Source organism: Arhodomonas sp. KWT2, assembly GCF_041949875.1.
Lineage (GTDB): Bacteria > Pseudomonadota > Gammaproteobacteria > Nitrococcales > Nitrococcaceae > Arhodomonas > Arhodomonas aquaeolei.
Genome location: NZ_JBHFPQ010000050.1, coordinates 15829 through 29966, shown reverse-complemented (window position 1 = coordinate 29966; position 14138 = coordinate 15829). Strand labels below are relative to the sequence as shown.

Here is a 14138-nt window from a genome sequence, read left to right as displayed (position 1 = left end):
CCGTGTCGGAACCTGCGCATGGCCGGTCCACGGCGGGTCTGGCGGAACGTCGGCTGCCTGCGAGCAGCCGACCTACCGGCGGCAACATACAAGGTCATGCGTGGTCGCAGGCCGTGTGCGACGTCCCCGCCGGTTCCGGCCGGGATGCCGTGCCACCGGTAGGTTGGCTGCTCCTGGCAGCCAACATCTTCCGGGCCCGTGTCGGATACCTGTACATGACCGGCCCAAGGCGGGTTGGGCCGGGATCTTGGCTGTGCTCAGCAGCCAGCCCACGGGCCCCCTGCGGCCAGGGCCTCCACGCACGGGTCCCGGTCAGGGTGTCGGTGGCCGGACGTAACCGGCCCGCGGTGGCGGTGCGGGCCGTCGTCGGCGTTCGGCAGATACGCTGAACCGGCGTTACGCCGGGCCGGCGGCGGCCCACGACTTTCACCGCGCAGTGAATCCACCGTAGAATACAGGGATTTGGGGACCGGCACGGCATGGAGCTCATCCGGGGCAGCCACAATCTAGTGCACCGGCACCACGGTTGCGTCGCCACCATCGGCAATTTCGATGGCGTGCACCGTGGCCATCATGCCGTGATCGCGCGTCTGCGCGAGCGCGCGGACGCGCTCGGGCTGCCGGCGACGGTGGTGACCTTCGAGCCCCACCCGCTGGAGTTCTTCGTGCCCGAGCGTGCGCCGCCGCGTATCACCGGGCTGCGCGACAAGCTCGCCGCGTTGCACGGCTGCGGCATCGACCGGGTCGTTTGCCTGCGCTTCGGCCGAGGCCTGGCGGATATGCCGGCGGAGGCGTTCATCGATGATCTGCTGGTGCGGCGGCTCGGCGTGCGGTTCCTGATGGTGGGCGACGACTTCCGCTTCGGCCACGGCAGGCGGGGCGGTTTCGAGATGCTGCGCACGGCGGGCGAGACGAACGGCTTCGAGGTGGAACGGATGCCGACGGTAGTCGACGGCGGCAGCCGGGTTTCGAGCACCCGGGTCCGGGAGGCGCTGGGATCGGGTGACCTCGCCACGGCGGGCCGGCTGCTCGGACGGGCCTACACCATCAGTGGCCGGGTCGCCCGCGGGGACGCGATCGGCCGGGAGCTCGGCTGGCGTACCGCGAACATCCGTTTCCGGCGTTCGCCGCCGCCGGTGCACGGCATATTTGCGGTGACCCTGGACGGTCTTGGCCGGCGACAGGAGGGGGTGGCCAGCGTCGGCACGCGGCCCACGGTCAACGGTCGGGCCACGCTGCTGGAAACCCACCTCTTCGATTTCGACGGCGACATCTACGGCGCCCACGTCGCCGTGACCTTCCGGGCGTTCCTGCGTGGCGAGGAGCGTTTCGACACCATGGAGGCGCTGCGCGATCAGATCGCGCGCGACGCCGACGCGGCGCGGGCCTGGTTCGCCGGGCAGCCCGACAACCCGTCATCGACACAGGATCGCAGGACGACGTCGTGACCGATTACAAAGACACCCTGAATCTGCCCAAGACAGACTTCCCCATGCGCGCCAACCTCGCCAAGCGCGAGCCCGACCGGGTGGCGCGCTGGAACGACGAGGGCCTGTACCGGCGCATCCGCGAGCAGCGCGCCGGCCGCGAGCGTTTCATCCTCCACGATGGCCCGCCCTACGCCAACGGCGAGATCCATATCGGCCACGCGGTCAACAAGATCCTCAAGGACATCATCGTCAAGGCGCGCACCCTGGACGGGTACGACGCCCCCTACGTCCCCGGTTGGGACTGCCATGGCCTGCCCATCGAGCACAAGGTCGAGCAGGACATCGGCAAGGCCGGCGAGGAGGTCTCCGACGCCGATTTCCGTGCGGCCTGCCGACGCTTCGCCGAGGAGCAGGTGACCGGGCAGAAAGCGGACTTCCAGCGCCTTGGCGTGATCGGGGACTGGGACGATCCGTACCTGACCATGAATTTCCGCACCGAGGCGGACATCCTGCGCGCGCTCGGGCGAATCGTCGGCAACGGGCATCTCAAGCGCGGCTTCAAACCCGTGCACTGGTGTACCGACTGCGGCTCGGCACTGGCGGAGGCGGAGGTCGAGTACGATGACCATGTCTCCCCGGCGATCGATGTGCGTTTCACCGCGGTGGACGGCGACGCGCTGCGCCGTGCCTGTGGTGCCGAGGGCGTGGAACCGCAGGCCGCCGCGTCGCTGGTGATCTGGACGACGACCCCGTGGACGCTGCCGGCGAACCAGGCGGTGGCCGTCCACCCCGAGCTGGATTACGTGCTGGTCTCCGTGGACCACGGCCGCGAGCTGCTTGTGCTGGCTGAGGCGTTGCACGAGACGGCACTCGCGCGCTACGGCATGGAGCACTACGGCATCGTCGGGCGCTGCCTCGGGCGGGACCTCGAGGGCCTGGAGCTGCGCCACCCGTTCCTGGACCGGCAGGTGCCCGTGGTCGTCGGTGAGCACGTCACCACCGAGGCGGGCACGGGTGCCGTGCATACCGCCCCGGGCCATGGTGCCGATGACTTCGAGGTAGGCCAGCGCTACGACCTGCCGCTGGAGAACCCGGTTGGCGATGACGGCCGCTTCCTCCCCGGGACCGAGCGTTTCGCCGGGCTGTTCGTCTTCGATGCCAACCCGAAGATCGTCGAGACCCTGCGCGAGACCGGGACGCTGCTCAACGTCGAGCGCTACGAGCACAGCTATCCCCACTGCTGGCGGCACAAGACCCCGATCCTCTTCCGCGCCACGCCCCAGTGGTTCCTCAACCTGGAGGCCAACGGGGTGCGCGAGAAGACCCTGGAGGCCCTGCCCACGGTGCGCTGGTTCCCCGACTGGGGTGAGGGCCGCATGGCGGCGATGGTGCGCAACCGCCCGGAGTGGTGCATCTCGCGCCAGCGCAACTGGGGCGTGCCCATCGCGCTGTTCGTCGATCGCGACACCGGCGAGCCCCACCCGCGCACCGACGAGTTCATCGAGGCGGTGGCACAGCGCATGGAGCAGCGCGGCATCGACGCATGGTTCGAACTCGATCCCGCGGAGCTGCTCGGCGACGACGCCCCGCGCTACGAGAAGGTCACCGACATCCTGGATGTGTGGTTCGACTCCGGGACCACCCACGCCTCCGTGCTGGACTCGCGCCCGGAGCTCGCCAAGCCGGCGGACCTCTACCTCGAGGGCTCGGACCAGTATCGCGGCTGGTTCCAGTCGTCGCTGCTCACCGGCATGATGCTCGACGGCCGCCCCCCCTACCGGGGCACGCTTACCCACGGCTTCACCGTGGACGAGAAGGGCTACAAGATGTCCAAGTCGCGGGGCAACGTCATCGCCCCGCAGACGGTGATGAACAAGCTCGGTGCAGATATCCTTCGGCTCTGGGTGGGGTCCACGGACTACACCGGCGAGATCGCCGTGTCCGACGAGATCCTCAAGCGCACCGCCGACAGCTACCGGCGCATGCGCAACACCGCCCGCTTCCTCCTCGCCAATCTGGCGGGGTTCGACCCGGCCAGCGACTGCGTCGAGCCGCAGCGTATGCTGGCGCTGGACCGTTGGGCGGTGGACCGGGCTCTGGAGGTCCAGCGCGAGGTGGTCGCCGCCTACGACGCCTATGATTTTCACCAGGTCACCCAGCGCGTGCACCATTTCTGCGTGCTGGACATGGGCGGCTTCTACCTCGACGTGATCAAGGACCGCCAGTACACCACCCAGAGCGACAGCCTGGCCCGGCGCTCCTGCCAGACGGCGATGTACCACATCGTCGAGGCGCTGGCGCGCTGGATCGCGCCGATCCTCTCGTTCACCGCCGATGAGCTCTGGGCCCATATCCCCGGCGAGCGGGACGAGGCGTCCGTGTTCATGGCGGAGTGGTACGACCGGCTTGTCCCGCTGGAGGACGAGGCGTTCGACCGGGGCTTCTGGCAGCGTGTCCAGGGGCTGCGCGAGGCGGTTGCCAAGCGGGTCGAGGAGCTGCGCAACGACAAGGTCCTGGGCGCCACCCTGGAGGCCGAGGTCGAGCTCTACTGCCCGGAGCCGCTGTACAGCGAGTGGCAGCAGCTTGGCGACGAGCTCCGCTTTCTGCTGATCACCTCCGCGGCGCGGGTGCACCCGGCGGAGGCCCGCCCGGAAGGGGCGATGACCGCGAGCCTCTCCGACGGCACGGAGTTCGGCGTGGTGGTCTCGGCCACCGAGCACGCCAAGTGCGTGCGCTGCTGGCACCACACGCCGGACGTGGGCCGCAACGCCGACCACCCGGAGCTGTGCGGTCGCTGCGTGGCCAACGTAGCCGGCGAGGGCGAGGAACGGCTGTATGCCTAGCCACGCTCCGGCGCCCGCCGTGTGTCCGTCGCACGCCTCCGGCGCACGACCTACGCGGTCCCCAGTGGTCGTCCAGCGGGTAGGTCGTGCACGGCCAAAGGCCGTGTGCGACAGCGCGGCCCTGCGGCAGGTCAGGGCGTCGCAAGTACGTCGTGCACGGCCGCAGGCCGTGTGCGAGAGCCCAACACCGCGGCAGGTCGGAATGTCGCACGGCCCCGTCGCGCGACCTGCTTGGTCGACGGCGGATAGCGGTCGGGTAGGTCGTGCACCGCCAAAGGCCGTGTGCGACAGCCCCGCGTCGCGGCGCCTGGTCCGCGCGCGGTGCATCATCGACTCGATCCATGGCGATGCTCGCGCGGGTAGGTCGTGCACGGCCACAGGCCGTGTGCGACATCGCCTCCTTCGCTGTGCCGTGCCCGCCGCGAGGCCCGCCTTGTCACACCGGGAATCCGATCCATGCTGCGCTTCGGCCTGATCATCGCCGCCGTCGTCCTGGTCGCCGATCAGGCGACGAAGTACTGGGCGGCAACGGCACTGATGCCCTATCGTCCGGTGCCCGTGATGCCGTCGTTCAACCTCACGCTCTCGTTCAACACCGGTGCGGCGTTCAGCCTGCTCGCCGACGGCAGCGGCTGGCAGCGCTGGCTTTTTACCGCCCTGGCGCTGGCGGTGAGTGTCTACCTGATCTGGTGGCTGCGTGCGCTGCGGCCCGGTGAGCGGCTGGTCGCCGCGGCACTCGGCCTGGTGCTCGGGGGCGCGCTGGGCAACGTGCTGGACCGCATGGTCCACGGGTACGTCATCGATTTCCTGGACGTTTATGCCGGCAACTGGCATTGGCCGGCCTTCAACGTGGCCGACAGCGCCATCTCCGTGGGTGTGGCGATGCTGGTGATCAGTGTCGTCCTGGGCCGGCGGGTGTGAGCCTTCTAGGCGAGGCTCCGGCGCTCGTGAGACAATCCGTCCACATACGCGAGGCGACTGCCACCATGCCCGAGATACTGCTTGCCAACCCCCGCGGCTTCTGCGCCGGCGTCGACCGGGCGATCAGCATCGTCGAGCGGGCGCTGGAGTGTTTCGGCGCCCCGATCTACGTCCGCCACGAGGTCGTGCACAATCGCACCGTTGTCGAGGATCTCCGCGGCAAGGGCGCGGTGTTCGTCGAGGAACTCGACGAGGTCCCTTCCGGTGCGACCGTCATCTTCAGTGCCCACGGCGTTTCCCAGGCGGTGCGGGAGGAGGCGGACCGTCGCGGCCTGCGCGTGTTCGATGCGACCTGCCCACTGGTCACCAAGGTCCACATCGAGGTGCAGAAGCATGCCAGCGAAGGGCGGGAGGTGGTGCTCATCGGCCATGACGGCCATCCGGAAGTGGAGGGCACCATCGGCCAGTACGTAGGCGAGGGCGCGGACCGCGGCGCGATCTACCTGGTGGAGACGCCCGACGACGTCGCCCGCATGGACGTCCGCAACCCGGACGAGCTCGCCTTTGTCAGCCAGACGACCCTGTCGATGGATGATACCGGGCAGGTCATCGACGCCCTGCGCGAGCGCTTCCCGCGTATCCACGGGCCGCGCAAGGACGATATCTGCTACGCGACCCAGAACCGCCAGGATGCCGTCAAGGACCTCGCCGCGCAGGTCGACTGCATGATCGTCGTGGGCTCCCAGAACAGTTCCAATACGCGCCGGCTCAAGGAGCTCGCCGAGCGCATGGGGGTCACCGCGTACCAGATCGACGGCCCTGACGACCTGCGCCGGGAGTGGCTTGACGGTGCCGAACGTATCGGCGTCACCGCCGGGGCGTCGGCACCGGAGGTCCTGGTGAAGGGGGTCGTGGACCGCCTCGTCGCCTGGGGCGGCACCCGGCCGGCGGAACAGGCCGGTCACACCGAGGAGGTAGTCTTCTCCCTGCCCCGGGATCTCATGCGAGAGATCAGACGGCGGAGTGCGTAGCGTCCGGTCTCAGTCACAGCTTAGAGTGCCGGGGGGGCGTTTGCGGATCCTCCCCACCATCGACAGGGTTATTCCGTGTGATGGGGCATTGTCGGTGGTGTCACAGAGGACGAAGGTGCCGGCATAGCCGGAAGCGAGTCCGGTGGGGCGATAACGTACGTAGTCCGATGGGTTGCCGCTCGCCCTCAGTGTCAGCCCTGCGTCTGCGATGGCACCAGCCACTTGGACGATCCTTCCGGCCCCGGCATCGCAGCGTTCATCCCGGTCGGCATCCACACAGTTCCTGCGTCGCTCGGGGTCCTGGAACGCGAGCCAACCCTGCTCCCAGTGCCCGTCGTCGCGGCATCCCGTCGTCGGGTGGCCGGGGCACACTACGGTTCCAAGCCCTGTGGTTATTGCCTCTCGCCGGGCGGCGTGCAGGCTGCCGGTAAGGCGGTTGAGGTCGGTTGCCATGCGGTTTCGGGCGGTGATTCCGGCCAGGACTGGAACGGCCGCCACGGTAACGGCTGCGACGATTGCCAGTGTGACCAGCAGCTCGGCGAGGGTGAATGCGGACTGGCGTGGATGCATGATGGACCTCCGTGTCCGCTGAAAGATAAAGGCCGTCCATGGCCGCTATCCGTGCCCATCGCGTCTCGACGCGATTCGTCATGGCCGACTACGGGGATTCGCCCCGGCATTCGTCATCCGACCCCGCAGAATGGGTCCACTGACCGGTCTGGTCGAGGGTCAGCGTTCCGCAGGGATCGTTCGTCTGATCGTTCTGGGGCGCCGCCTGCAGGGTGTAGGTCGCCGCAGCGACGCTGGATACGCTGATGTCGTAGAACGTGGTGCCGTCCTGCGGGGATTCCGTCACCGGCAGTAGGTTGGTGACCTCGGCGGTGCTCAGTGTGTTGCCCGCGTCGTCCTCATCGTATGCCATGGTGGACGTATGATGCCGCTCGAGAAACTGGGCGTTCTCGAGCAGGTCACTCTCGGCAGTGGCACGCCGGGTGTCCCGGACGTGGTCGATATACGACGGGTACGCGACGGCGGCGAGGATGCCGACGATCACGACGACGATCATCAGCTCGATCAGGCTGAAGCCGTTACGGGGAGTGTTGGCTATCGTGCGGCAACGCTCCCCCGGGCCTGCGACACCGGCATTGAATCTCATCGTTTCACCTGCAGTTCCTTTACACGGATTCGCGAGCCCCGTAAGGACTCGAAGCGCATCTCGACACGCATTCCCTTGCGTAACGATTTCCGGGACATCAACTCGCCCCGTGTGTTGCGCAATACCGTGCGATCGTCGATTACAGCGGTCACGTCACCTATCACGAGGGATGAGTGGTCCTCGCCGAGGGTGGATATCGCGCCGGAGACGACGTGCCCGCTGCCGGCGTCACCTTCCTCGCGCTGAATGCTCGGTCGGCCATCGTTTTGCTGAGCGGAGACCATGCCGCCGCCCGACAGTCCCAGTACGACAGCGGCTGCAATGGCAAGACGGCTCGCTCTCATTGCCTACCTCCGGAGTTCCTGCCATGAAACGCGGCCCGTGTTCGAGGCGTCGAGCGGCGGAATGGTGTATGAAGTGTCGTCGTTGGCATCGTCACCGAAGGTGTAAAGTCGGTCGCCGAGAACGCCGAGGTCGGATACCCGCTTCGGCAGCTTGAGTCCCGATACCGGGTACGCGGCGTCACCGTTTGTCACCCTGTCACGCTGGTCGACGATGTCATCGTCGTCGATGTCGATCGCTGCCTCCTCCGGCCGTCCCCCGTTGAGAAGGTCGACAACCATGAGCCAGCTCTCCCCACCGCCGGCACACGGGTCGTCATTGGGGATGAGCGTTGAGAAGTAGCCGATCTCGTTGCGTACTACTGTATCGGAAACGACCCGTTCGCCGTTCGCCGGGAGATCGAAATACCAGCCCTTTTTGCCATCCGTTTCGGTGCTGTAGTTGACTGGATTGCGGGTGAGCACGCGGCGGTCGCTGGGGGCCCAGTCGGCGAATGTCTGCTCGACGAGATCAGTACGCTCCAGCGATCCGGTTCCCGCGTCCCAGATACCGTAGTAACTCTGCGCCTGCTCGGTGTTCCGGTCTCCAGGGACGAGGTACTGTCCGGTCCCGAAGGTGACAATGATGTTTGGGGCGTTATCGGCCGTCTCGCCGACATCCGTGTTGAACAGCAGACTCGGCTGTGTCGTGATCGGTTGACCGTTGCCATCCGGATCCTCGGCCGTGAATAGCGGGGACGAGCCGTACGCCAGACCCCACTGGTTGTCGTTCTGGTCGGAGAGATCGAAAACCCAGAGGTTGCCCCGCAGATCTCCGGCGTAGACGCGGTCCACGACGCTGTCCCCGTCGATGTCAGCAACCACCGGTGTACTCAGGCCGTTACGGTCGGATGTAGAGCCGATTCCCGTATCGATGGTCATGTAGTCGCTGTTCTTCCAGTCGCCGTCGATCCCTTTTTCGATGAACAGGATGAACAGCTGCGCGGTGCCGCTGCCGGAATCGTTGTAGCCGTTGCCGAAGATAACGGCCCATTCGCCGTTGTTCAGTCTCGCGACCGTGGGCTCGCTGAAGGTGTGGCCGAGATCGGCGTCGTTCTGTGATGAGAACTCCCACAGGACGTCTGAGCTGTCGATGGAAGGGGAGGTGACGTCGAGCGCGAACAGGCCGCGTCCTCCGCCGCGGAGACTGCCGATCAGCAGCGTACGCCAGTCGTCTCCACTGCCGGTATTCACGTATGCGTCCGAGACGACGGGTGACTGATCGACGTAGTAGCGATGACTGTAGTCGGGGTCGGTAAGAAAATGCAGACCCTGCTGAGCACTGTCGCTCGCGAGTGCTCTCGGCACGTAGGCCATGGTCTCCTCGCCCGTTTCCGCGTCGAAACCGTGCAGCATGCCGTCGTTCGCCCCGACATAGACCGCGGGATCCCGGTTCGTCGAGTTCTGGAATTCGGAGTACCGTTCGCCTTCCGCTGTCGGGAAAGGCTCCTGATCGGGCCAGCTGAGTTCCGGGTCGCCCACGTAGACCGGTGCGGAATGGATGATGTCGCCCAGGCGGCTGCCGCGGTCCCGGAAACTACCGCCGTTATCCTCTTCGCTGCTGCGATCGCCACGGAGGAAGGCGAGACGTTTCTGACCGCTGGTGACGCTGCCCTCGCTGCCGTCGGGGTTGGTCCGAAGGTCGGCCTTCATCGTGCTGCCGATGTTGCCCCATGCGAAGTCGACGCCGCTGCTTCCGTTGTAGCTGAGGATGTTCCTCGGCGAGGTGTTGAGGTTACGGGCGTCCAGCACGTTGGCGGCGGACCAGGCGGAGGAACTCTCGTAGGAGCCGTCCTCCGGATCGATCGGGATCGCGATCATGTCGCCGGACCAGTCCCGCGTGTTGTAGACCGGAACGAAGACCGTCGAGCCGTCCTCGAGGATCTTGCCGTTGAACGCGCCTGCTGCGGCGGTGGCGCTGCGATCAACCGCGGTCTGGTAGGCGTCGGAAAGCGCTGTAATCAGGGTTTCCGGGTTTTTGGCGCTGAGATAGTCTCCGCGCCCGTTCCAGGCCGCATGGCGGAGGTCGTCAATGGTGGTGATGTCGTCCGACGACGGCTCGGGCCAGGTGAATGCGTCCTCCCGGTTCGGCGGATTGGCACTCAGCGTGCCATTCACCCCGAAGGACACGCCGAAGGTCACCATGTGCTGATGGTCCGCAGGATCGGCGTCGCTGGTCGGAACCAGGTTAGGCAGGTTGCTGAGGTCGCGTTCGTAGTAGTCCATCGCGACGTCGGCGAGCGTGTTCGAGTAGGTGTCGGCGTACGACGCACCGTCATAATCGGTATCGTCGTCGCCGTCCGCGTTTCCGACGTCCGGTGAGGAACTGTTCCAGTAGCCGTCGGTCATCGCGATGACGAAGTTCTGCTGGCAGGAACCGCCGTCGGACTGGGACAGGATTGGGCTGGGCCAACGATCGCCCCAGTATCCACCCTCTCGGTAATTGCCCTCAAAGTACTCTCCAATGTCTTCCAGGCGTCGCCGCAGTGGCGTGCCGCCGTTGGAGTAGTTGCCGAGCAGGTTATCGAGGAGGTCGGACTTGTTGGCCGCAGCGGTTGCGTCGACTGGCGTGGTCTGGTCGTCAACATCCTTGACCGGAGTGTCGGCCCCGCCGTTGTCGTGCAATGTCAGCAGACCCATGCGTTCCGCCGAGCCGCTGATCAGCTCGGAGATCGCGCGCTTTGCGACGTATTCCTTCTTGCGGTAGTAGCTGAACCAGTTGGCGTAGTTCTGCTTCTCGTCCGCCGTCATGTCCTTGACGTAAACGATTTCGCCTTGCCCGCCGGTAGGCACCGAGTTGGGGTAGTAGTGCCCGTCCGTCGGTATGTTGTTACGGGGCGGGAGGCATTCCTTCTTGTCGTATTCGCCGTTGCCGTTCGCGTCGTTCCACTTGACGTAGAAGAAGCCGACGTCACTGGACCAGCAGCCCCAGGAATTCTCGTCCTCTATATCTCCCTCTTCGCAGGCGTCATTCTCCAGGTCTAGAGTGTCGCTGTTGTGGTCGTAAGGGTTGAACGGCGCGTCATTGACGGAGACGTCAGACAGCGTGTTGCCGTCGTCGTCCTCCCCGGCCCAGGGGGAATAGTCGATCGACGGGTCGAACGCCATGGTGTTGTAGGCCGAACACAGCTCCCGCCATTCCTCGGCCTCACTCGGTGTGGGGTCGATGTACACCCACTCATCCGATGCGTTCGGATAAAGCGTCCTGGCGCGGTCAGTGGGCATGTGGTCCCAGTCCATACTGCCGGAGTCGTCCAGCAGGAACATGATGTTCGGCGGTACTGTGATGCCCGTGTCCAGCGGGGCGTTCGCCAGTGTACCCGGAGCAGCACTGGCGTTGCCGACGGCGACGCCGAGCGCCAGCGCGCCGACCATGCGCGTGAGTCGCCGCTTGCTGATGATTCCGTTGATCATGGCGTGGTCCTTTCGCCGCCTCACAGTGCGGTGACGTAGCGGGAACGCAGGAACACCTCGGCGTTTTCCGAGCCGCCTACCCCCCGGACGGTGATCTGGAAATGGTATAGCGTCGGGCTGCCGGCACCGCCGCCATAGCTGGCGTCGGGAGTCGGTGAACGGTTGTTCGCGGAACCCGCGGTTTTGCCGAGGTACTTGACGACACATCGCGGCTGACTGGCGACGTCGGCCATGTTTACGCCGCAGTTGAACGAATCGCTGCTGGACCAGTCCATCGACAGGTAGTCCGGCTCGGTGTTGCCTTCGCCCAGCTTGCCGTTCGCGCCATCCAGGGCGGCCGTCGAGACGATGCCGTCAATCCAGTCCTCGGCCGCCCGCAGTCCCGCCTCGGCGGCCTGGAACGCGAGATCCCGATTGCGGAAGCTGCCGGTCATCCGCTCCTGAAGCGTCGTCGACTGCATCGCAGTCACGCCGATCAGCGTCAGTAATAGAAGGAATATCAGGGATATGGCGAGTACGACACCTCGTTGCCGCGCCGGCGGCATCGCAGCTATGGCGTTCATGGCAGCCGGTTCCTCAGGGCAATGGTAGTGGTGAACACGTGTCCCAGACGCCGGTTGGGGGGGCTGACGTTGCTGCCATTGAACTCCAGCGTCTGGGTGTCGTTGAGGACATTGTCATCCAGCGAGTAGACGAGGAGGGAGATCCGGAGCCCAACCGCCTCGTTCCAGTCGCCGACCGCGTCTGCGTCCTCGTAGCTGTCTACGTTGCCGTCGTCGTCCGTGTCCAGTCCGTACTCGATCTGCATGTCCTGAACGCCGGGAACGAGTTCCTCGTTGCTGCCTCCCAGGCCGGCGCGGTAGAGCGCCGAGACCCCGTCCGCGTTCTCGGCGACGTAGTACAGGTAGGAGTTCATGCGCACGATGCGGGAATCGTCCCCAAAGGTGTACGGGGTGCCGTTGGTCGTGCACTGCAGCGGCGAGCCAAGTCCCTTGGTGCAATTGCCCGGGCTGATGCTGCCGCCGGTGTTGTGCACGATCGTGAGGTTCTCCTGGTTGGCATTGCTGACCTGGAAGATCGCGGAGTGAGAGAGGTCGCAGGCCATGAGGACGTCTTCCGCCTCGAAGTCGTGTTTGGCCCGGTCCGATTCCGATTTGTCCACGTCAGAGGCCTTGGCGATCTTGAACTCCGCTGAAGTGGGGTTGTGATCGGTGACGACGAAACCGGACGACTGGTCACCGAACAGCGCCATCACCGCATCCGTACCGTCGACCGGATCGCGGACGCCGGCATACGACGGGAGGTCGCTTGCGGAATTCACTGACTCGTAGCCCATCAGCGGGGTGTCAAAGAAATCGAGCGATGGCGTAGTGCCGGCGTTTTTCAGCACGTTGGTCGCGGTCGCCGTGTTGCCGCAGGGGGAATAGCCGGCGGCACGGAGGTCCCGACGCAGGAACTCCATCGCGAAACGGCCGTTCTCCTGAATGTCGGCAAGGGCGCCGTTGGTGCGATAGCTCTGCTTGCTGCCCATGAAGATCGCGCCTACCCCGAGTATCAGCACGAGGCTGATCGTGAGCGCGACCATGATCTCCGGCAGCGAGAACCCCCGCTGTGCCCGGCGCATTCCGCCTCCGGCCCTCATACGCGTGTCTCTATGGTGAACGTCTGTTCGTCTTCCCCGCCTGCCCGGCTGTCGTTCCACCGGATCCGTACGGTGCACACAGCACTGGTGCCGTCACAGTCCACCGACGCAGCGCCCGAGGGGAGCCGGCTTAGCTGTGTCGACACCCAGTCCTTGAACTGCTGTACAGAGACGTCCCCGCTCTCGTCAACGAAATTGCCGGACGTGTCGTAATCCGGCGCGTCCTGGCGGTCCAGTCGGATGCGGTCAATCAGGTCGTAACCGGCGAGAACGGCCTGACTGCGGAGATAGGAGCTGTCGCTCAGGCGCAGTCCCGAAGTCTGCAGGGACGCAAGGCCAAGCAGTCCGACGGACAGGACGAGCAGGGCGACCAGTACCTCGATCAGGGTGAAACCTCGGGAATGGCCGTTGAGATTCAGGGGGGATGCCATCGTTTCGTATGCTCCTGGTCTCACGGACAGCTCCCTGTGCCTGCGCTGGCGCGTCCTGTCGGTGACACGTCCACGTTTCGGGCGGCGGAGCTGCCGGAATCGGTGATATCGAAGCAGCCGTTGGTGGTGGTCAATCCGGAGGGTTCATAGACAACCTCGTCCGGACCACCGCTTATCGAAACCGCGCCATCCGGTGCCCCGATGGTCTGAATGATCTCGTCGGCATCCTGGCTGCCGTTATCGTCTGTATCGGACCAGACCTCCCAGCCGGATTCCCAGTCCGTGCCGCTCTGCGGCTGAAGGGTCACTTCGCGCCCGCGCTCCAGGGCTTCACTGCGCGCGACGTTCATGGAGCGTACGAGGCTGTTGGCCGTCGTTACCAGCCGGTTGTCCTGAACGACGGAGCGGAAACTCGGCACCCCGATGCCGATGAGCACCACAAGCACCGCGATGGTTACCAGCAGCTCGACGAGTGTAAATCCGTTTCTTCGTTTCATTGCTTTTGTGTTGTGCCGCATGCGTTGCTCGTCAGTAAACCATTGTGTGACGGACTGCACTCTGTCACCGATGAACGGGGTCTAGCCCGGCCAGTAGGGAAAGCGAAGTCTATCTTGCGGTGCGTGCTGGTGCTCGGCTAGAATTCGCGTTTTGAAAGCCGGCGTAGCTCAGCTGGTAGAGCAACGCATTCGTAATGCGTAGGTCCGCGGTTCGAGTCCGTGCGCCGGCACCATAATTTTCCGCTGACCGGGTCCTCCGGTTGGCATCGGTTCCCGCGAGTTCGTCGCCGGCCTGTTTCCATCACAGGCCGGCGGTATGCACGCCGCTCAAGTTCCCGGGTGAACCTGCCGCTAAAGAACGGTAAGGGTTTCACGGACGGAAGAGGGGCGATC

12 protein-coding genes and 1 tRNA gene are annotated in these 14138 nt (G+C 65.5%); 5 read left to right on the top strand and 8 right to left on the bottom strand.

The features are described from left to right. Positions 1-479: 479 nt before the first annotated feature. The 4 genes from ribF to ispH all read left to right on the top strand — a co-directional run bounded on the left by ribF (position 480) and on the right by ispH (position 6225). Positions 480-1448 carry a bifunctional riboflavin kinase/FAD synthetase gene (gene ribF, locus ACEZHJ_RS14930; RefSeq protein WP_163139560.1) on the top strand — a complete coding sequence of 323 codons (969 nt, stop codon included), beginning with the start codon at positions 480-482 and terminating at the stop codon, positions 1446-1448. Then, a complete protein-coding gene (ileS, locus tag ACEZHJ_RS14925; protein WP_163139562.1) occupies positions 1445-4273 on the top strand; it encodes an isoleucine--tRNA ligase in 2829 nt (942 codons plus the stop codon). The genes ribF and ileS overlap by 4 nt, the downstream gene beginning before the upstream one ends. Positions 4274-4729: 456 nt before the next feature. Then, positions 4730-5194: a signal peptidase II gene (gene lspA, locus ACEZHJ_RS14920; protein ID WP_018717323.1), complete on the top strand. Its 465-nt coding sequence runs from the start codon at positions 4730-4732 to the stop codon at positions 5192-5194. A 65-nt stretch (positions 5195-5259) separates the two neighbouring features. Then, positions 5260-6225, top strand: a complete 966-nt coding sequence (gene ispH / locus ACEZHJ_RS14915) for a 4-hydroxy-3-methylbut-2-enyl diphosphate reductase (RefSeq protein ID WP_018717324.1) — start codon at positions 5260-5262, stop codon at positions 6223-6225. Between the two features lie 9 nt (positions 6226-6234). On the opposite strand, the gene ACEZHJ_RS14910 is transcribed toward ispH, so the two are convergent. The 8 genes from ACEZHJ_RS14910 to ACEZHJ_RS14875 form a co-directional block, all read right to left on the bottom strand. Beyond that, entirely contained in the window at positions 6235-6795 is a 561-nt protein-coding gene (locus tag ACEZHJ_RS14910; protein ID WP_163141359.1) for a GspH/FimT family pseudopilin, read from the bottom strand. An 88-nt stretch (positions 6796-6883) separates the two neighbouring features. Next, the gene (locus tag ACEZHJ_RS14905; RefSeq protein ID WP_163141338.1) at positions 6884-7381 is read right to left on the bottom strand and encodes a type IV pilin protein; all 498 of its coding nucleotides are present in this window, start codon (positions 7379-7381) and stop codon (positions 6884-6886) included. Beyond that, a complete protein-coding gene (locus ACEZHJ_RS14900; RefSeq protein ID WP_163141341.1) occupies positions 7378-7725 on the bottom strand; it encodes a hypothetical protein in 348 nt (115 codons plus the stop codon). Before ACEZHJ_RS14900 ends, ACEZHJ_RS14905 begins: the two co-directional genes overlap by 4 nt. A 3-nt stretch (positions 7726-7728) precedes the next feature. After that, positions 7729-11175 (bottom strand): pilus assembly protein, encoded by a 3447-nt coding sequence (locus ACEZHJ_RS14895; RefSeq protein WP_163141344.1) that lies wholly within the window; start codon positions 11173-11175, stop codon positions 7729-7731. A 20-nt stretch (positions 11176-11195) separates the two neighbouring features. Continuing rightward, entirely contained in the window at positions 11196-11738 is a 543-nt protein-coding gene (locus ACEZHJ_RS14890) for a PilX N-terminal domain-containing pilus assembly protein (protein ID WP_163141347.1), read from the bottom strand. After that, the gene (locus tag ACEZHJ_RS14885; RefSeq protein WP_163141350.1) at positions 11735-12799 is read right to left on the bottom strand and encodes a PilW family protein; all 1065 of its coding nucleotides are present in this window, start codon (positions 12797-12799) and stop codon (positions 11735-11737) included. The genes ACEZHJ_RS14890 and ACEZHJ_RS14885 overlap by 4 nt, the downstream gene beginning before the upstream one ends. 14 nt (positions 12800-12813) lie before the next feature. Then, the gene (gene pilV, locus ACEZHJ_RS14880; RefSeq protein ID WP_163141353.1) at positions 12814-13248 is read right to left on the bottom strand and encodes a type IV pilus modification protein PilV; all 435 of its coding nucleotides are present in this window, start codon (positions 13246-13248) and stop codon (positions 12814-12816) included. A gap of 20 nt (positions 13249-13268) precedes the next feature. Then, positions 13269-13805: a GspH/FimT family pseudopilin gene (locus ACEZHJ_RS14875; protein WP_163141356.1), complete on the bottom strand. Its 537-nt coding sequence runs from the start codon at positions 13803-13805 to the stop codon at positions 13269-13271. A gap of 97 nt (positions 13806-13902) precedes the next feature. Here ACEZHJ_RS14875 and ACEZHJ_RS14870 point away from each other — a divergent pair. Beyond that, positions 13903-13978: transfer RNA gene (locus ACEZHJ_RS14870), tRNA-Thr, on the top strand. Positions 13979-14138 lie beyond the last annotated feature (160 nt).